General features: G+C 61.7%; 16 protein-coding genes and 1 riboswitch. Of the genes, 7 read left to right on the top strand and 9 right to left on the bottom strand.

Annotation, left to right across the window (positions count from 1 at the left end):
- Nucleotides 1–30 precede the first annotated feature (30 nt).
- Nucleotides 31–1,470 carry an FAD-binding oxidoreductase gene (locus V8P77_RS33075; protein ID WP_335916541.1) on the bottom strand — a complete coding sequence of 480 codons (1,440 nt, stop codon included), beginning with the start codon at nt 1,468–1,470 and terminating at the stop codon, nt 31–33.
- 292 nt (nt 1,471–1,762) lie between these two features.
- Between V8P77_RS33075 and V8P77_RS33070 the strand changes: the two genes are divergently transcribed.
- Complete coding sequence (locus V8P77_RS33070) at nt 1,763–4,075, top strand: NADP-dependent malic enzyme (protein ID WP_335916540.1); 2,313 nt, start codon at nt 1,763–1,765, stop codon at nt 4,073–4,075.
- Nucleotides 4,076–4,144: 69 nt separating this feature from the next.
- Here V8P77_RS33070 and V8P77_RS33065 read toward each other — a convergent pair whose 3' ends face one another.
- Entirely contained in the window at nt 4,145–4,678 is a 534-nt protein-coding gene (locus V8P77_RS33065; RefSeq protein ID WP_335916539.1) for a ribonuclease H family protein, read from the bottom strand.
- 248 nt (nt 4,679–4,926) lie between these two features.
- On the opposite strand from V8P77_RS33065, the gene V8P77_RS33060 reads away from it, so the two are divergent.
- A complete protein-coding gene (locus tag V8P77_RS33060; protein WP_335916538.1) occupies nt 4,927–6,024 on the top strand; it encodes a DUF2865 domain-containing protein in 1,098 nt (365 codons plus the stop codon).
- Nucleotides 6,025–6,033: 9 nt separating this feature from the next.
- Here V8P77_RS33060 and V8P77_RS33055 read toward each other — a convergent pair whose 3' ends face one another.
- Together V8P77_RS33055 and bluB are read right to left on the bottom strand one after the other, a co-directional pair.
- On the bottom strand, nt 6,034–6,780 hold the full coding sequence (locus V8P77_RS33055; RefSeq protein WP_335916537.1) for an SDR family NAD(P)-dependent oxidoreductase: 747 nt from the start codon (nt 6,778–6,780) through the stop codon (nt 6,034–6,036).
- A gap of 201 nt (nt 6,781–6,981) precedes the next feature.
- Nucleotides 6,982–7,668 (bottom strand): 5,6-dimethylbenzimidazole synthase, encoded by a 687-nt coding sequence (bluB, locus tag V8P77_RS33050; protein ID WP_335916536.1) that lies wholly within the window; start codon nt 7,666–7,668, stop codon nt 6,982–6,984.
- Between the two features lie 42 nt (nt 7,669–7,710).
- Nucleotides 7,711–7,899: riboswitch (cobalamin riboswitch) on the bottom strand.
- Between the two features lie 362 nt (nt 7,900–8,261).
- On the opposite strand from bluB, the gene V8P77_RS33045 reads away from it, so the two are divergent.
- The 3 genes from V8P77_RS33045 (at nt 8,262) to V8P77_RS33035 (ending at nt 12,221) form a co-directional block, all read left to right on the top strand.
- Nucleotides 8,262–10,136 carry a methyl-accepting chemotaxis protein gene (locus V8P77_RS33045; RefSeq protein WP_335916535.1) on the top strand — a complete coding sequence of 625 codons (1,875 nt, stop codon included), beginning with the start codon at nt 8,262–8,264 and terminating at the stop codon, nt 10,134–10,136.
- Between the two features lie 60 nt (nt 10,137–10,196).
- Complete coding sequence (locus V8P77_RS33040) at nt 10,197–10,778, top strand: hypothetical protein (protein WP_335916534.1); 582 nt, start codon at nt 10,197–10,199, stop codon at nt 10,776–10,778.
- Between the two features lie 381 nt (nt 10,779–11,159).
- Nucleotides 11,160–12,221 (top strand): 3-deoxy-7-phosphoheptulonate synthase, encoded by a 1,062-nt coding sequence (locus V8P77_RS33035; RefSeq protein ID WP_335916533.1) that lies wholly within the window; start codon nt 11,160–11,162, stop codon nt 12,219–12,221.
- On the opposite strand, the gene V8P77_RS33030 is transcribed toward V8P77_RS33035, so the two are convergent.
- Both V8P77_RS33030 and V8P77_RS33025 read right to left on the bottom strand, forming a co-directional pair.
- Nucleotides 12,218–13,045, bottom strand: coding sequence for a TolB family protein (locus V8P77_RS33030; protein WP_335916531.1), 828 nt, complete (start codon nt 13,043–13,045; stop codon nt 12,218–12,220). The two genes, V8P77_RS33035 and V8P77_RS33030, sit on opposite strands and share 4 nt — an antisense overlap.
- Nucleotides 13,046–13,146: 101 nt before the next feature.
- Entirely contained in the window at nt 13,147–14,826 is a 1,680-nt protein-coding gene (locus V8P77_RS33025; protein WP_335916530.1) for an NAD+ synthase, read from the bottom strand.
- Nucleotides 14,827–15,009: 183 nt separating this feature from the next.
- Here V8P77_RS33025 and V8P77_RS33020 point away from each other — a divergent pair, with 183 nt between their 5' ends.
- Entirely contained in the window at nt 15,010–15,540 is a 531-nt protein-coding gene (locus tag V8P77_RS33020) for a DUF1003 domain-containing protein (RefSeq protein ID WP_335916571.1), read from the top strand.
- A gap of 22 nt (nt 15,541–15,562) precedes the next feature.
- On the opposite strand, the gene V8P77_RS33015 is transcribed toward V8P77_RS33020, so the two are convergent.
- The 3 genes from V8P77_RS33015 to V8P77_RS33005 all read right to left on the bottom strand — a co-directional run bounded on the left by V8P77_RS33015 (nt 15,563) and on the right by V8P77_RS33005 (nt 17,037).
- Complete coding sequence (locus V8P77_RS33015) at nt 15,563–16,210, bottom strand: VOC family protein (protein WP_105008164.1); 648 nt, start codon at nt 16,208–16,210, stop codon at nt 15,563–15,565.
- A gap of 105 nt (nt 16,211–16,315) precedes the next feature.
- Nucleotides 16,316–16,735, bottom strand: a complete 420-nt coding sequence (locus V8P77_RS33010) for a GFA family protein (RefSeq protein WP_018072340.1) — start codon at nt 16,733–16,735, stop codon at nt 16,316–16,318.
- 101 nt (nt 16,736–16,836) lie between these two features.
- Nucleotides 16,837–17,037: a hypothetical protein gene (locus V8P77_RS33005; RefSeq protein WP_335916528.1), complete on the bottom strand. Its 201-nt coding sequence runs from the start codon at nt 17,035–17,037 to the stop codon at nt 16,837–16,839.
- On the opposite strand from V8P77_RS33005, the gene V8P77_RS33000 reads away from it, so the two are divergent.
- Nucleotides 17,030–18,868: an ABC transporter ATP-binding protein gene (locus V8P77_RS33000; RefSeq protein ID WP_335916526.1), complete on the top strand. Its 1,839-nt coding sequence runs from the start codon at nt 17,030–17,032 to the stop codon at nt 18,866–18,868. The two genes, V8P77_RS33005 and V8P77_RS33000, sit on opposite strands and share 8 nt — an antisense overlap.
- Nucleotides 18,869–19,159: the final 291 nt, after the last annotated feature.

Below are 19,159 nucleotides of genomic sequence, written 5' to 3'. Positions count from 1 at the left end.
CTATATCACCCGAGCGCGGGATCGTCGGGGCTAGGCAGCTCGCACTGCCGCCATCGGTTTAACATTCTGGTTCATCCGGAACAGATTGTTCGGATCGTAGCGCCGCTTGATCTCGGCAAGGCGAGCGTAGTTGGCGCCGTAGGCGGTCTCGACGCGGTCGCCTTCGTCTTCGGGCATGAAGTTGATGTAGGCGGTGCCGACCGAATGCGGCTTTGTTGCCTCGAACAGATCCCGCGCCCAACCTATGCAGCTTCCATCCATCCCGGCTTCCCGCCAGCGCGCATGCACATTCATGACGAAATGCGAGCTGCGTTGCGGAAATGCGGTGGCCTCGGTGGGCACACGACCAGCCGCACCACCGACATGGCCGATGAAGATCTCGCATTCCGGGCCGGGCAGCTTGCGCACGGCATTGAGCAGAACCTCGATCGCCGCATCAGAGAGAGAGGCAAAATCCTGGCTCTTCCAGTAATTGCGCGCGCCCGGCGTCAACAATGGATCGAATGCCTGCTGCCAGCCGGTGAATGGCACCGGGCCGACAACGTCGGCAATCGGATTTCCGATCGCGCGCAACCTGGCCGTCGCCTTTTCTCCCGCCGCGACATCCCCGCAATAACACATGGCCAGCACGACGATCTCCTTGCCGTGCCATTCAGCGGGAAGGAACGGCAGCGGCGGCGCCTGGCGCATCACCACCCAGCAGGTCAGTTCGTCTGGGGCCGCTTCCAGCGCCTGTCGGTACTCCTTGAGCACCATTTCCGCATCGGCGAAGGGATGCACGACGAGGCCAGCGAGCACCTCTGTGTTGAGAGGGTTGAGCTTGAACTCGAATGAGGTCACGACGCCGAAATTGCCACCGCCGCCGCGCAGCGCCCAGAAAAGGTCGGGTTTTTCCGTCTCGCTCACAGTGACCAGCTCGCCATCGGCCGTCACCACATCAACCGAAAGCAGATTATCCAGCGTCAGCCCGAATTTACGGGTCAGCCAGCCGAAACCGCCGCCGAGCGTCAGGCCGGCGATGCCGGTGGTGGAATTGATACCGGTCGGCAGCACCAGCCCGAAGGCCAGCGTTTCCTGATCGACATCGGCAAGCGTGGCTCCCGGCTCGATCCTGGCACGCCGCGTTTGCGGATCGACCCGCACCGATTTCATCGCCGACAGGTCGATGACCAAACCGCCCTCGCAGACCGCGTTGCCGGCAATGCCGTGCCCACCGCCGCGCACCGAAAGGAGCAGATTGTTGTCGCGTGCAAACCGCACCGCCCGCACGACATCGGCGGCACCCGCGCAACGCGCGATGAGCCCGGGGCTGCGGTCGATCATCGCATTCCAGATCGTCCGCGCCTCGTTGTAATCCATGTCTTTGCTGGTCAGGAGACTGCCGCGAAATCCGGCGGCAAAAGCGTCGATGGCCACGTCATTGACCATCGTCTGCCCCTTTTGCAGGGTCGTGAGGTTCAAATTGTCCATGATTTCCTCCATGCGACCGGCGCCCCGCACCGTCGCGGCCGGCATCCTGCTCCTGTTGCCGCGGCCAGACAAGTTTCCAAAAGGATTAGTACCAGGGCCGGCACGACGACACGCCGCGCATATAGAGTGAATTCATCACACCTTGACGATACCCCTCTGCCCTGCCGGGCAGAGGGGTATCCCACGACGCACCATCACCTCACGAAAACTTCGCCCACCCCCCATTTCCATACTGTCGCACGTATCCGATTGATGTATGGAGGGAGCTCAAAAGACGTGCACGGAGGCGGCGATGGATCACCTGGAAAAATCGAAGACGGAAAAGAACCTGACGAGCGGCGATCTCGACGAGCAGGCACTTTTCTTCCACCGCTATCCCCGCCCCGGCAAGCTGGAGATCCAGGCAACCAAGCCGCTCGGCAACCAGCGCGACCTGGCGCTCGCCTATTCGCCCGGCGTTGCCGCCCCCTGCCTTGCCATCCGCGACAATCCCGAGATGGCGGCCGAATATACCTCGCGCGCCAATCTCGTCGCCGTCATTTCGAACGGCACCGCCGTGCTCGGCCTCGGCAATATCGGCCCGCTGGCCTCCAAGCCGGTCATGGAGGGCAAGGCCGTGCTCTTCAAGAAATTCGCCGGCATCGACGTCTTCGATATCGAGATCGATGCCCCGGGCGTCGAGCAGATGGTCTCGACCATCGCCTCGCTGGAGCCGACTTTCGGCGGCATCAACCTCGAAGACATCAAGGCGCCGGAATGTTTCGAGGTCGAGCGGCGCCTGCGCGAGAAGATGAAGATCCCCGTCTTCCACGACGACCAGCACGGCACGGCGATCATCGTCGCCGCAGCGATCCTGAACGGGCTGGAACTCGCCGGCAAGAACATCGCCGACGTCAAGATCGTTGCCTCCGGCGCCGGTGCTGCCGCCCTTGCCTGCCTCAACCTGCTGGTCATTCTCGGGGCAAAACGCGAAAACATCTGGGTCCACGATCTCGAAGGCCTCGTCTATGAGGGCCGGATCGAGCTGATGGACGAATGGAAATCCACCTATGCGCAGAAGAGCGATACGCGCACGCTCGCCGAAAATATCGGCGGCGCCGACGTCTTCCTCGGCCTTTCGGCCGCCGGCGTATTGAAGCCGGAGCTACTGGCGCAGATGGCCGACAAGCCGCTGATCATGGCGCTCGCCAATCCGACGCCGGAGATCATGCCCGATCTCGCCCGCGCTGCCCGTCCCGACGCGATGATCTGCACCGGCCGCTCGGATTTCGCCAACCAGGTCAACAACGTCCTCTGCTTCCCCTATATCTTCCGCGGCGCGCTCGATTGCGGCGCCGAGACGATCAACGAGGAAATGAAGATGGCGGCCGTGCGCGCCATCGCAGCCCTTGCCCGTGAAGAGCCGTCGGATGTTGCCGCGCGTGCCTATTCCGGCGAGACCCCGGTCTTCGGCCCCGATTACCTGATCCCCTCGCCCTTCGATCCGCGCCTGATCCTGCGCATCGCACCTGCGGTCGCCAAGGCCGCAGAACAGAGCGGCGTGGCGCGCCGTCCGATCCAGGATTTCGACGCCTATCTCGACCAGCTAAACCGCTTCGTCTTCCGCTCCGGCTTCGTCATGAAGCCGATCTTCACTGCGGCCAAGGCCGCCGAGCGCAAGCGCGTCATCTTTTCCGAAGGCGAGGACGAGCGCGTGCTGCGCGCCGCCCAGGTGCTGCTCGAAGAAGGCCTTGCCGAACCGATCCTCATCGGCCGCCCGCAAGTCATCGAGACACGCCTGAAGCGATACGGCCTGCGCATCCGCCCGCTGCAGGATTTCGAAGTCATCAACCCGGAAGACGATCCGCGCTTCCGCGAATATGTCGATCTTTATTTCTCCCTCGTCGGCCGCCGCGGCGTCATCCCGGAAGCGGCCCGCACGATCGTGCGCACCAACACCACCGTCATCGGTGCGCTGGCGCTGAGGCGCGGCGAAGCCGATGCGCTGATCTGCGGCCTCGAAGGCCGCTACGAGAAGCACCTGCGCGACGTCCGCCAGATCATAGGCAAGCGCAAGAATGTCCGCGACTTCTCAGCCCTCAGCCTGATGATCTCGCAGCGCGGCGCCACCTTCTTCACCGACACCTATGTCACCTTCAATCCGACCGCCGAGGAGGTCGCCGAGGCGACAGTGCTGGCGGCCGAGGAAATCCGCCGTTTCGGCCTTACGCCGCGCGCTGCCCTCGTCTCGCATTCCAACTTCGGCTCGCGTGAGTCCGAAAGCGCCACGAAGATGCGCAACGCCCTGCAGCTCGTGCGCGATGCTGCACCCGACCTCGAGGTCGACGGCGAGATGCACGGCGAAAGCGCCATCACCGAAGCGCTGCGCAAGCGCGTCATGCCGGACACCACGCTGCACGACGAGGCGAACCTTTTGGTCTTCCCGAACCTCGATGCCGCCAACATCACCCTCGGTGTGGTCAAGTCGATGACCGACGGCCTGCATGTCGGCCCAATCCTGCTCGGCACCGCCCTGCCCGCCCATATCCTCGCCCCCTCGGTCACCTCCCGCGGCGTCGTCAATATGGCAGCACTCGCCGTCGTCGAGGCATCACAGCCGGCGTGAGCCGGCTGCCCGCAACTCAACGAAAAAGTCTCTGAAGCCGTCCCGGCACATCTCCTGATGTCACACTTATCAGGCACTCCGTATCGACAGGCGCCCTTTATCCGCGAGCGCATCCGCGCGTTCGTTGCCGGCAATGCCGGAATGGCCTTTGCACCAGGCAATGGTCATGAGCGCATTCTGGGATAGCTGAAGATCGACCGCTTTCCAGAGTTCCGCATTGGCGATCGTTCGCCTTCGGGCATTCCCATTCGGGCTGCTTTTCTTCCAGCCGTTGTTCTTCCAGATATGTCGCCAGCTGTTGCAGCCTTTGATGGCGTAGACGGAATCGGACCAGATGGTCGCTGGCTCGCCGCTTGCTTCGCTGTTGATCCAGATTGCCGCCTTGAGGACGGCGGTCAATTCCATCGAATTATTGGCGGACTCTTCGGCGCCACCGAAGCCGGACGCGATTTCCGCCGCATCGCGATAAACGACGAATGCCCAGCCTCCGTGCCCGGAACCGGGTTCATAACAACCGTCCACGAAGACGTGGAAGCCGTGTTGGGTTTCCGGCAGCCCGACTGTCGTTGCGGGGGAGCTGAGTTCGTTAGCAATACCTGTCATATTCGACGTCCGGATATGAGTACGTTCCCCAAGCGATCAGGAGATTGGAGTGGAGCGCTTGGCCTCGTTGATTACCATCGGCAGCCTCTTCATAATCGAACACTCGGTCTCCGGCGGTCCGCTGGATAAAATCGCGAAAATACGCTAGGAATTTATCCCAGCTTATTAAGAGAAATACCCTAAGAGAACTGGCGGCGATCAACGCCGCAATCGACCGATCGATTCTTTGCTCATTCCGGGACGACGCCGTGAAACGCCGAAACCTGTCTCTTGCCCTTCTCCTTGCCTTTGCGGCGCCTGCCGCCGCGCAAAGCAGCGCCGTCTGTGAGGACCTGCGCGGTCGCCTTGCCGACCTGCCGCGATCGATCGGCAATGGCAACGGCCCGGAAGCGCGCCAATATTCCAGCGCCATGGCCGAACAGAACCTCGAGCTGCGCAAGGTTCGCAACGAGCTGCGCAGCAATGACTGCACCTCGGGCAGCATGGTCGTGATCGGTGGGGAGAATGCCGATTATTGCGCCGAGCTCTCGCAGTCCGAAGCCCGCATGATCGACAATATTCGCTATCTCCAGGACCGCCGCAACGAACTGGCAGGTCAGAACGGCGCCGCTGACGCGCGCCGTGAACTGATCGCCGCTCTCGACCGCAATGGCTGCAACAGCGAAAACTTCTATGCCCCGAGCGATCGCAGCGCCGCCGACCCCGCCCCTAGCGTCGAGGAACAGGCGATGCGCACCGATACCTTCATTCCGCTCGGCGGCGGTGAAGAGGTTGATCCGCGTTACGGCCTGCCGCGGGCCGAGATGCTCTCGCCGGTCAGCACCATGTGCGTGCGCAGCTGCGACGGCGGCTTCTTCCCGATCAGCTCGAACGCCACATCGGTCGATTTCGGCCGCGACGCCCAAACCTGCGCCAAGATGTGCCCGGGCATCGAGACCGAACTGTTCTATCGTGACGTGACAAGCACCGAAGCCTCGAACATGATCTCGGTCGCAACGGGCACGCCCTACAGCGCCATGAAGAACGCCTTTGCCTACAAGAACCGCACGCCCGGGGAAAAGTCCGCCTGCGCCTGCAATCTCACCGCCTATTACGAGGAGATGCGCGGCAAGCAGGCGGTGAGCGAACCGCCGCAGCAGGGCTCGATCACCACCATCCGCACCAATCCCCCGGCGAAGGATGCGGCAGCGCAAATCCCACCGCAACCGTCCGTTCCCGAGCGCCCGTATGATCCGACGCAGAACCGCGTCCGTCAGGTCGGCCCGCAATTTCTGGCCGGCGATCAGGGCTCGATCGACCTCGCCAACCCGGCAACGCCGGGCCCGCAGCCGCAACAGCAGCAGTGATTGAAATGGTCAGTAGGTCGTACGGCCGCCGCTCAGATCAAACGTCGATGCGGTCGTGAAGGAGTTCTCTTCGGAGAGCAGCCAGACGACCATGGAAGCGATCTCACCAAGTTCGACAAAACGGTCGCGCGGAATGCGGACGCGCATATATTCGATAAATTCGGGTGTTAGCCCGTCCAATATAGGTGTCTTTGCTGTGGTCGGCGTTACCGCGTTCACGGCGATCCCCGTCTTTGCGAGTTCCTTGCCCAGAGACTTGGTGAAGCCGAGCACACCAGCTTTCGCTGCGCTGTAGGCGGCGATGTTCGGATTTCCTTCCTTGCCCGCAACCGAGGAGATATTCACGATCCGCCCGTAGTCGCGCTTTGACATGACCGGAACGACGTGGCGGCAGCAGTTGAAGGTTCCCGTCAGGCAGACATCGACAACGTCTTTCCACTCGCCGAGATCGTATTCGATTGTGGGCTTGACCGGACCGGTAATCCCGGCGGAATTGACGAGGCCGTCGATACGGCCAAAAATCTCCTCGGTCGCCGCCGCCGCGTTTTTCACTGATTGGGGATCTGCGACGTTGACGCCGAAAGCGACCGTGCCGGATCCGAGAGCGGAAGCGCTGTCGTTTGCCATGTTTTCGTTCAGGTCCCAGATGGCCACCTTGCCGCCGGATTGGATGACGCGCTCTGCAATGGCATAGCCGATGCCGCGCGCACCGCCTGTGATCACGATGATACGTTCCTTCAAGTCGATCATGTTCATTGGGCCGTTATCCTCCGATTGAGCCGCCGAAGCCGAATATCTATTGGAAATTCCGGAATTTCGGCTTCAGCCTATCGATATGGAGGACAGGAATAAAGATATCTCGGCCTCGCACGGCGCCCACGATACCGGCATCGGTTCGCTCACCTTGACCGTCAATGGCGTGACTGTGCGATTGAGGCCATGCCCCACCGCACTGCCCTAGGTGTTCAGTCCCCATCCATCGTGGAAGACCAGTTCCTCGAGCGGTAGCCGCTGCCGCCAGCCTTTGACGGCGAGTTCCGGCTCGTCATAGAGCCGGTCGACGAAACCGGCGCAGAGCCAGGCGACCACCTCGATATGTTGGGGTATGCCGAGAATGTCCTTCAGATCGCCTTCGCGAAAAATGCTGACCCAACCGATGCCCACCCCTTCCGCCCGCGCCGCAAGCCAGAGATTCTGGATGGCGCAGACGGTCGAGTATGAATCCATTCTCGGATTGTGGGTGCGCCCCAGCACCACGCTGCCGCTGCGCGTGGGATCGCAGGTCACGCATATGCCGAGCGGCGCCTCCACGATGCCTTCGAGCTTGAGGGCGCGGTAGGCCTGCTGCCGCTCGCCGGCAAACATCAGCGCCGCCTCCTCGTTGGCGCTCGCGAAGGCATCCCGGACGCGCGCCCGCACAGCGGCACTTTTCACCAGAATGAAATTCCACGGCTGCATGAAGCCGACGGACGGTGCGTGGTGAGCGGCCGTCAGCAGCCGCTGCACAACATCGTCAGGCAAAGGATCGGGTCGAAACTGGCTGCGAACGTCGCGCCGCGTCATGATCGCGTGATAGACGGCCTCGCGTTCGGCCAAGGAAAAACCGGACGCCGCCGAAAGGGCATCCTCGTCAAAGGGTCGCATCGTCAAATCCCCAACAACGCAACCGTCCCGCCGTCCGCGCGGATCGGTCTATCTTGCCAGGCCGGTCTTCTGACTGGGCGTCATCCGTCTGCCGCAGCCTTCCCGGCAAAGGGCCAGTGGCATGATGAAGCGGCAAGCGTCGGCCTTACAGCGTTGGGCACGTTCCGGTCTTGCACCGGATTCCCGATTCTCCCGCCCTGGACGGCGGGCACCTGACGGCGCATCTATTTCAGCAAACCGGCGCGGCGGCAAGCCGCGAACCAGATGGTTGATTCTAGCCGCGCGCGCCAAGCGGTGCCATCTGTCTCTTTTCTTCGGCCGCGTAGGGAACATGGACGCGCGACATACCTCTTCTCCCCGGGGCGAGGCAGATCTCCAGCGGGCGCAATAGCGAAATAACCCGCGTGTGCTCCGGCATCCCATTCTACTTTATGATTTATTCACACATCAAATACACACTGCGTTTGCGCGTTTTGGGTTGCTATCAGGACATGGGCATGAGGGCTCGTGATGTAACCGCCAGCGAGGATGCCCGTATTGAGACGCCGGTCGGGAACATCTCCGACTGAGCCGCAATTCTAGGCTGCCGCGGAATGTTCCAATTTTTGAAAACGATGCCTCTGACAGCCAAGCTGGCGGCGATTATCGTTGCCGTCAACCTCTGCGGCATTTCCGCCTTCGCCACCTATACCTGGATGTACGAAACCCGGGCATTGATCGATGGCGCCAAGGCCAACTGGTCCAAGGATGCGGAGCAGTTTGCCTCTCTGGCCGCGGGCGGCGTGAAGTGGGGCAAGGCGAACGCCGTTCGCGAGGCCTATTCGCTCTACCGCGACGACCCTTCGCTCGATCTCGTGCAGTTTGCCGCATTCAACGCTGAGCCTGCCGCCGTCGACACGTGGACACGCGACGGCATCAACGGCCTGCCCGCACCGGCCGATCTGGTCAAGAGCCTCGGTGCCAAGCCGGAAAAAACGACGATCGATGACGGCGGGATATCCGCCGGCGTGGTCACGATCATAGCGCCGCTCCCGCTCGACAAATCAGGAAAAGCCACCGGCTATATCGTCACGAACTGGTCCGTCGAAAAAATCGCTGCTGAAGTCAGGCAGAAGGTTCTCGTTTCGCTGCTCACGCAGTCGCTGATCACCGCCTTGGCCGTCGTCGCCTTCCTTCTCGCCATGCGCAGCCTTGTTGGCCGGCCCATCAGGATCCTCAGCGAAAGAATCAGCGCATTGCAGAAAGGCGATCTGGCCTCTCCCGTCACCTATAAGGAAAATGGCGACGAGATCGGTTTTCTGGCACGCGCGTTGGAAGTCTTCCGCCACGAGGCAATTGCGAAGGTCGAAAGAGAGCAGGCCGCTGCCGAGCAGAGCGCCTCGCTCGACGCCGAACGGGCGCGCAACGCATTGTTCACGGAAGAGGCCAGCAACACCCAACGGCTGGTCATGACCGCTCTTGCAAATTCATTGGAAAAGCTCGCCGCAGGCGACTTCTCGATACATCTGGCCGATCTTGGTCCGGAATTCGATAAATTGCGGCAGGATTTCAACAACATGGTCCAGGCCGTCGCGGCCGCGCTGACGGAGATCAAGGCCGCCTCCGTAGCGGTTGAAGGCGGCTCCAGCGAGCTGGCCTCCTCCGCAGATCAGCTCGCCAAGCGGACCGAGCAACAGGCGGCATCACTGGAACAGACCGCTGCCGCACTGGATGAGGTGACCACGACGGTCAGAACATCGTCGCAGCGTGCCGAAAATGCCGGGAAGCTGGTCGAGGAGACAAAGCGGAGCGCCCATGTCTCAGCGACGGTGGTGCGCGATGCAATCGGCGCGATGGACCGTATTCAGACCTCATCGAGCCAGATCGGCCGCATCATCGGCGTCATCGATGAAATCGCGTTCCAGACGAACCTGCTGGCGCTGAATGCCGGCGTCGAAGCCGCGCGTGCCGGCGAAGCCGGCAAGGGTTTTGCGGTTGTCGCGCAGGAGGTGCGTGAACTCGCCCAGCGGTCGGCAAATGCGGCGAAGGAAATCAAGAACCTGATCAATGTGTCCGGTCAAGAGGTTGCCGCGGGCGTCGGGCTGGTGAACGAAACCGGCGACGCCCTGCTGAAGATCGAGGAGCAGATCAACCGCATCAGCGATAGTATCGCTTCCATCGTCCAGTCCTATCGCGAACAGGCGACGGGTCTGCAGGAAATCAACGGCGCGATCAACCAGATGGATCAGGCGACGCAGCAAAACGCGGCAATGGTCGAGGAAACCAACGCGGCCTGCCAGGAACTGCTGCAGCAGGGACGCCTTCTGCAGGACTCGGCCGGCAGGTTCGTCGTCGGCGCATCTACCGCCAGCCAGCCCAAACCCGTTCAAGTCGCCCGCCAACCGCGTCCCGAGCCCAGAGTCTTCACGCAGCGGCATGCAGGAAATGCCGCCGTTGCCGCTGCTCCCGGTGCCTGGGAGGAGTTCTGACGTCGTCTGCATCCGATAAGCCGTAGTTCTCAGCAACCTATAATCAGGAAGGAAACACTTATGAAGAAAATCGTGCCCGCATTTCTTTTGGCCTGCACTGCATTTGCCGTGCCCGTGGGCGTATCCATGGCGCAGGATGCCAAGCTTGCCCCGATCTCCGACTACGTGACGAGCGACGTCAAGCCCTGGCTCAACGACCCCGCCATCATCGAGGCTGTCAAAGTGCAGAACGCTGCCAACGCCAATCTCAGCGCAGCCGATGTCGACGCCCTCGACAAGAAGTGGCGTGCCGAAGTCGATGGCTCCGACCACTCGATGATCGACGGCGTGCTCAACAACGCACTGTCGAAATTCCTTCAGGGGAAGAAGGAGGCTTCCGGCGGCAAGATCACGGAAATCTTCGTCATGGATGCTAAGGGGCTGAATGTCGGTCAAAGCGACACCACATCCGACTACTGGCAGGGCGACGAGGGCAAATTCCAGAAGTCCTTCGGCGCCGGCAAGGACGCCGTCTTCGTCGATGAGATCGAAAAGGATGAGTCGACCCAGACGCTGCAGTCGCAGGCAAGTGTGACGATATCAGATGACAAAGGAACGCCAATCGGCGCCATCACCGTCGGTGTGAACGTCGACGCTCTCTGATATTCAGGACCTGCGCCTAGTTCGCAACGCAGTGCCGATGCATAGCGCCCAGAGGTATTGGGCGATGCGCATAAACAAAGACTTGGAGCACGTCGCATGAGTGAGATCGAATGCGACGTGCTTTGTGCCTCCTCGGATGTATCTCCCACAAGGGCGTCAGCTTCTCAGGCAGCAAATTCTGCGTGACAAAACGTGGCCCTGACGCTAGACACGCCTTATGTCGATCACATCAATCAACGCCTCGCGATTTTATTGGTACCGCTGCTCACAGCGGATGCGGGTCCATGCGTAACTGAATTCGACGCGACGACAACCCGAACAGCCGCTAGTCTACCTGGCGGCTTTTTTGTTCCGCCGGTATGACCAAACAGGAGCCATACCGTGTCTGATGCCATTGATGATCTGCGTATCGTCGAGATCACCCCGCTGACTAAACCCGCCGATATCATTGCGGAAATCCACCGCAATACTGCTGTCACCGAGACCGTGACCAGCAATCGCGATGCGATCCATAAGATCCTCCAGGGCGAGGACGATCGGCTGATCGTCGTCATCGGCCCCTGCTCCATCCACGACCCTGTCGCCGCCCGGGACTATGCCGCACGGCTGGAGGAGCAGCGCCGCCGCTTCGCCGGCGATCTCGAGATCGTCATGCGCGTCTATTTCGAAAAGCCCCGCACGACAGTCGGCTGGAAGGGCCTGATGAACGACCCGCATCTCGACGGCAGCTACCGCATCGAGGAAGGGTTGAGGATTGCGAGACGCCTGCTGCTCGATATCAATGCCATGGGTCTTCCGGCCGGCGTCGAATTCCTCGACACGATCACGCCGCAATATATTGCCGACCTCGTCAGCTGGGGCGCGATCGGCGCGCGCACGACCGAAAGCCAGATCCACCGGCAGCTTGCCTCCGGCCTTTCCTGCCCGATCGGCTTCAAGAACGGTACCGACGGCGGCGTGCGTGTGGCGCTGGACGCCATCCTCGCCGCCTCGCAGCCGCACCACTTCCCGGCCGTAACCAAAGACGGACAGGCGGCCATCGCCTCAACGAGGGGCAATGAGGACTGCCACATAATCTTACGCGGCGGCAAGCGGCCGAACTATGAAACGGCCGACGTCGAAGCGGTCACCGGCGAAGCCGTCAAGCTCGGCGTCGCCCCGCGCATCCTGATCGATGCCAGCCACGCCAACAGCGGCAAGGACCCGATGAACCAGCCGCTCGTCGTCAAATCCGTGGCCGCACAGATTGCCGCCGGCAACAGCGACATCAAGGGCATGATGATCGAAAGCAACCTCGTCGCCGGCCGCCAGGACCTCGTTGCCGGCAAACCGCTGGTCTATGGCCAGTCCATCACCGATGGCTGCATCGACTGGGATATGTCGGTCGCGGTGCTGGAAGACTTGGCAAAATCCGCCCGCGAGCGGCGCCTGACCCGCGCTTAAGCCGCCGGAAAATACCGGACATAGGCGAATTCTTCGCCGTCAGGGGACCAGCAGGGCACGTTGATCGTGCCCTGCCCGCCGAAAAGCTCGAACAGCGTCTTCAGATTGCCACCGTCCATATCCATCAGCCGCAGCCGCACGTCGAGATCGCGCGGATGGTCGAACACCGATGGGTCGTAGGATAGGAGCAGCACCATGTCGTTGTTGGGTGAAGGATGGGCGAACCAGTTGCCCTGGTTGTCCGAAGTCACCTGCTCGAGCCCGGTTCCATCGGGATGGATGCGCCAGATCTGCATCAGCCCGGTGCGGCTGGAATTGAAGTAGATCCATTGGCCGTCGGCGGAATAGTCCGGTCCGTCGTTGCGACCCTCGCCATGCGTCAGCCGCGTCTCGGCGCCGCCGTTGACGGAGATGGTGTAGATATCGAAGAGGTCGTCGCGGATGCCGCAATAGGCAAGCTGGCGCCCGTCCGGCGACCAGCCATGCCAGTAGGATGGCAGGTTCTGGGTGATGAGCCGCGGCGTGCCGCCTTCGATCGGCAGGGTATAGATCGCCGACTTGCCGAATTCGGTCTTGTCGGAAATGACGATCTCAGTGCCATCGGGCGAAATGCCGTGATCATTGTTGCAGTTGACGGCAAAGCCGGTATCGACCTTGACCACTTCGCCGCCATCGAGCGACAACCGGTAAAGCAGCCCGTCACCGTTCAAGAGCAGGTAGGAACCATCCGGCGAGAAGTTCGGCGCCTCCACTAGCCTGTCCGTCTGCCAGACCTCGCGGGCCCTGCCCGTCCTGACATTGTAGATCTCAACCGAGCTGCGCATGGTTCCTCCCGAAAAACCTACAGCGTCCTTTACGCGTCTTTTCAGACGCGTAAAGGACGCTGTAGCACTTTGAATTGCCGCCGTCAGCGATCTCGATTGCGTCAGCGATCCCTGAACCGGTTGGTGATCGGATAGCGCCGGTCGCGGCCGAAATTCTTCTTGGTGATCTTCACCCCTGGCGCCGATTGCCGGCGCTTGTATTCGGCGAGATAGAGCAGATGCTCGACCCGGTGGACGGTCGCGACATCATGGCCGCGCGCGACGATCTCCTCGACCGCCATCTCCTTTTCCACCAGGCATTCAAGGATATCGTCGAGCACGGGATAGGGCGGCAGCGAATCCTGGTCCTTCTGATCGGGACGAAGCTCGGCCGAAGGCGCCTTGTCGATGATATTCTGCGGGATTACCTCGCCGGAGGGGCCTAGCGCATCCGGCGGCACGTTTTCGTTACGCCAGCGGGAAAGCGCATAGACCTGCATCTTGTAGAGGTCCTTGATCGGATTGAAGCCCCCGTTCATGTCGCCGTAGAGCGTGGCGTAACCGACCGACATTTCCGACTTGTTGCCCGTCGTCACCACCATTGAGCCAAACTTGTTGGAGATCGCCATCAGGATGACGCCGCGCGCCCGGCTCTGCAGGTTCTCCTCGGTGATGCCGCTATCCGTGCCTTCAAAAAGGCTGGCGAGCGCGCTGCTGAAACCCGTCACCGGCTGTTCGATCGGCACGATATCGTAGCGGCAGCCGAGCGCCTTGGCGCAATCGGCCGCATCCTTCAGCGAATCCTCGGAAGTGTAGCGGTAGGGCAGCATGACGGTGCGAACCCGCTCCTCGCCGAGCGCATCGACAGCGATTGCCGCACAGATCGCCGAGTCGATACCGCCGGAAAGGCCGAGCACCACGGTCTTGAAGCCGTTCTTGTTGACGTAGTCGCGAAAGCCCAGCAGGCAGGCGCGGTAATCGGCCTCCTCGCTTTCAGGGATATGCGCCATCGGCCCTTCGGCGCAATGCCAAGCATCTTCGCCGCGTTTCCACGTCGTCACTGCAAGCGCCGTCTCGAACTGGCTCATCTGGAAAGCGAGCGACTTGTCGGCATTGAAGGCGAAGCTCGCCCCGTCGAAGACGAGTTCGTCCTGGCCGCCGAGCTGGGCGGCATAGATCAGCGGCAGGCCGGTCTCGATCACCTGCTTCAGCACCACCTGATGGCGGATATCGACCTTGCCGCGATAATAGGGCGAACCATTCGGCGACAGCAGGATCTCGGCCCCGCTTTCGGCCAGCGTCTCGCAGACGCCGAGATCGCCCCAGATATCCTCGCAGATCGGAATGCCGATGCGCACGCCGCGGAAATTCACCGGCCCCGGCATTGCGCCCTGGTCGAAGACGCGCTTCTCGTCGAACTCGCCGTAATTCGGCAGGTCGATCTTGTCGCGCACCGCGATCACCTTGCCGGCGTCGAGCACGGCGACCGAATTGTAGCGCCCGGTCTCGTCCTGCCGGGGAAAGCCGATGATGACGCCCGGCCCGCCATCGGCGGTATCGGCAGCCAGGCTCTCGACCGCCTTCCAGCAGGCGCGGATGAAGGCGGGCTTCAGCACCAGATCTTCAGGCGGATAACCGGAGATGAAAAGCTCGGTCAGGACGAGCAGATGCGCGCCCTCCCGGCCTGCATCGGCGCGCGCCTCGCGCGCCTTGGCAAGATTGGCTGCGACATCGCCGACCGTCGGGTTGAGCTGGCCGACGGCGATGCGGAAGATATCAGAAAGAGCGTTTTCCTGTGTCATGTCATTTATTTAGCTTGCACCTTCGGCGACCGCAACATGTTCGGGCCGAAAGCGGCACCTCGCGACGACGAAATTTTTATGAACGGATCGCGCATCACGCCGCGCGGCGCCGATACGCATTGCAATTTGCCGGCAGAGCAGAATACTGGCGCCGAAGCGATAACCGGCATCGGAAAACAGGCCATGTCTAATCTTTCGAATTTCGTGCACCATCATTTCGACAAGCCGGCCGATGAACTCGGCGCCGTCGAAAAGCGCGTGCTGGCGAAAGCGCACGCGCGCAAGATCATCTCGACCGACGTCAATGCCGCCTTATCCGCCGAGTCATCCTTCGGCGAGCGTATCGCCGATGGCATCGCCCGCGTCGGCGGCTCCTGGTCGTTCATACTCGCCTTCCTCGCCTTTCTCGCCGTCTGGACACTGATGAACACCATCGGTCTGGTGACGCATCCCTTCGACCCATACCCCTTCATTTTTCTGAATCTGATCCTGTCGATGATCGCCGCCATCCAGGCGCCGATCATCATGATGTCCCAGAACCGGCAGGCCGAGCGCGACCGCTTCGAGGCCGCCAAGGATTATGAGGTCAATCTCAAGGCCGAGCTCGAAGTGCTCTCCCTGCATCAGAAGATCGATACGAGCGTGCTGACCGAGCTGACGGCGCTGCGCGAGGACGTGGCCCGCCTCAGCGCCGCGCTTGCCGCCAGAAGCTGAGGCAGCGCTTATTGCGCAACGATCACCCGCCCGGACCGGCAAACAGGATGAGATTTCCGTCCGGATCCAGCACGATGAAGTTTCTGGCGCCCCACGGCTCCTTCCTGAGGGGCTGATGGAAGGATACGCCTGCGGCCTGGAAATCCAGGAACAGGCGCTTGATCTCGTCTGATGTATCGACGGTGATCGAGGCTGAAAGCAGATGCTCCCGTTGCCTGATATCGCCGACGAACACGGGCTCGCATACCAGCCTCAGAGCGAGTTGAGCATTGTCGCGGATGACCTGTCCGTAAAACGGCGGGTCGCCATAGACGAAGTCGACCCTGAAGCCGAGCTTGCCGGTGAAGAATTCGCACGACGCCTTGATATCGGTGACAAACAACTGCGCGGATAGCGAACTCAGGATGGCTTGCGGTGCGGGCTGTTTTTTCGGATCTGTCATGGCTGCGGCTCCTGTCTTGAGCGCCTGCCATCCCTCGAAACCCATTTGACGTGCGATCAGGTCCTGCGCGTCGCTAAGCTTGAAGCGCGCCTCCAGCACTTGGCTGTCATCGAGATGACGGAAGCGCGGCAACGCAGCTCTGATCTCGGCTGCAACAGGATAGTATCTTTCGCGGTGCCATCGCAAATACTGCTTGGCCTGCTTTTTGAGGTTTTCGAGATTCGGCATGGGCGCAACTGTTGATACATTGTAGGCGGGCATTGCCCTTTCGGCATTCGACGAAGCGCCCTACGCAGCACGGTAAACCTAGCCTCGGCGATCAACCTTTGTCAATCACGGGGCCAGCGAGGATGACGATGGGGGATTCCCGTCATATTGCGGCAGGCCATCTGATATTTCGTAGAAATCGCCCTTGTCGGCGCAGTAGATATGATGGCCGAAGGCAAGGCCGCTCGGCGTGTCAAAGGCGCCGGCCATGACCGAAATCTCCGCCGATCCGTCCGCCTGCCAGAACAGCGCGGAGCCGCAATTCGAGCAGAAGCCGCGCTGCGCCTCTTCGCTCGACCGGTACCAGCGGACCGCCTCGGTGCCATCAACCGAAAGAGCCGCGCGGGCCACGTTGACCGCGGCGTAATAAAACCCGGTCTGCCGGCGGCACTGCGAGCAATGGCAGCCGACGACAGGTCCTGGCTTCGCCGTCGTTGAAAATCGCACGGCGCCGCAAAGGCAGCCGCCTGTATGCCGTTCGGTCATCATCGCTCTCCCGTTTATGACGGGACGTTGCCGCCGATCACCCCCAGCGTCAAATCCATTCCGTTCAACGAAATCATCAGAAATCTTGAAAATCGACGGCCTTATCCATGCTTGGTCGGCTCAAGCACCTGTTGCTCGACGACAACAGCCGCCAACCTCATCTCATCGCGGCATTGAATCGCCGGCTGTTGTCGGCAATACTGAAGGTCCAATTTATTCAACCCTGGGAGACTGACATGAGAGCGACCCTGTCCGAACAGAAAGGAAACATCCCCCACAAGGACATTCAGCTTCATGAACATTCGGTTCTCCCGCGCGAGGAAAAACTCGCGACGCCATAACCCCTTCCTGAAATTCTTCCGCGACGATGCGAATGCCGCCGACCGCGAGCGGCGCCGGTCGCGCATGCGCAAATTCCTCTCCTACTACCGTCCGCATCTGCCTTTGCTGCTGGCGGATCTGCTTTGTGCCATCCTGGTCGCCGGCACGGCGGTCGCCCTGCCGCTCTGCGCCAACATCGTCACGAGCCGCCTTCTGGCTCTCCCCGACGCGCCGCAGGCCTTCGCACACATCCTTGCGATGGGCGGCGTCATGTTAGCCGTTCTGGCGGTCCAGATCGTCGCCATCTTCTTCGTCGATTATCGCGGCCATGTGATGGGCGCCCGCATCGAGGCGACGGTGCGGCAGGAACTCTTCGAGCACTGCCAGAAGCTCTCGTTCGGCTTCTACGACCGCCAGCGTACCGGCCAGCTGATGAGCCGCATCACCAATGACAGCCTGTGGCTGGGCGAGCTCTTTCACCACGGCCCCGAGGATCTTTCCATCGCCGTACTCAAATACGGCGGCGCCATGCTGGTATTGTTTTTCATCGATCCGCCATTGGCAGCGCTGATTCTGCTGCTCACTCCGCTCGCGGTCGCCTATGCCCTCTATTTCAACCGGCGTATGAACCGCGCGCTCGAAGCCAGCAAGCGGCAGATCGCCGCCGTCAACGAGCGGGTGGAGGATGCGCTTGCGGGCATCCGCGTCGTCCAGTCCTTCGCCAACGAGGCGTTGGAGCGGGAACGCTTCGCCGAGCAGAACCGGCGCTTCCTGCAAAGCCGCGCCGAAGGCTACCGCAGCGAAGCATGGTTTTCGGTCGGCACCGAAACCTTCGCCCAGCTCGTCACCATATTGGTGATCATCGTCGGCGGCCTGCGCATCCTGGCGGCGGAACTGACCGTACCTGATATGCTGACCTTCCTGCTCTGCGTCGCCGTGCTGGTCGATCCCGTGCAGCGGCTGGCGAATTTCGTGCGCCTCTGGCAGGAGGGTTATACCGGCTTCGTCAGGGCCATGGAGATCCTGGAGATCGCTCCCGATATTACGGATCGACCGGCGGCGCGGCCGATGCCGGCGCCCAGGGGAGAGATCAGTTTTTCCAACGTCGCCTTCGGTTACGAGGCCGATGGCCCGCGGGTGCTCGAGCAGCTGTCGCTCACCATCACCCCCGGGGAGTTCGTCGCCCTGGTCGGCCCGTCAGGGGTCGGCAAGAGCACGCTTTGCGCGCTGATACCGCGCTTCTACGATGTCGAGGCTGGGGCGATCCGGATCGATGGCATCGATATCCGCGATGTGACACTGGCCTCGCTCCGGCGCCATGTCGGGGTGGTGCAGCAGGATGTCTACCTGTTTGCCGGTACAGTGGCGGAAAACCTGCGCTACGGTCGGCCCGACGCCAGCGATGCCGAACTGGAAGCCGCCGCGCGCGCCGCCAATGCGCACGACTTCATCATCGCCCTGCCCCAAGGCTATGATACAGATATCGGCCAACGCGGCGTCAAGCTCTCGGGCGGCCAGCGCCAGCGCATCACCATCGCCCGCGCCTTCCTCAAGAATCCGGAGATCCTGATCTTCGACGAAGCAACCAGCGCGCTCGACAACGAGAGCGAACGGGCGGTGCAGCAGGCGCTGCTCAGCCTGGCGAACGGCCGAACCACGCTAGTCATCGCCCACCGCCTGTCGACCGTCCGCCATGCCGACCGCATCCTGGTCCTGACGGCTGACGGCATCGTCGAACAAGGCACGCATGACGACTTGATGGCACAAGACGGCGTCTACGCCAATCTGCACAGCGTCCAGGCCAGCATCTGAGTGGCTGGGCCAGCCCCTCATCCGCCTGCCGGCACCTTCTCCCCGTAAACGGGGCGAAGGGGAGATGCCGCACCCGCTTCCCCCAACCTCGACGCTGCGTTTGGCACGTCCCCTCGCCCCGTTTACGGGGAGAGGGCTAGGGTGAGGGGCAGCCATCAGCGCGAACCGGACAGCAGCGGGCTTGTCCCGAGCATCTGCAGCCGGCGCATCAGATCCTCGGCACAAGGCCACTGCTGTCCGGTTTAAATTTAGTGGACATGGTGCACGGTGTTGATTCTACTCATGTTCGAT

This window comes from Rhizobium aouanii, from assembly GCF_037002925.1.
GTDB classification, from domain to species: domain Bacteria; phylum Pseudomonadota; class Alphaproteobacteria; order Rhizobiales; family Rhizobiaceae; genus Rhizobium; species Rhizobium aouanii.
The sequence above is the reverse complement of the archived record's forward strand: the minus strand, read 5'-3'. Positions and strand labels throughout refer to the sequence as shown.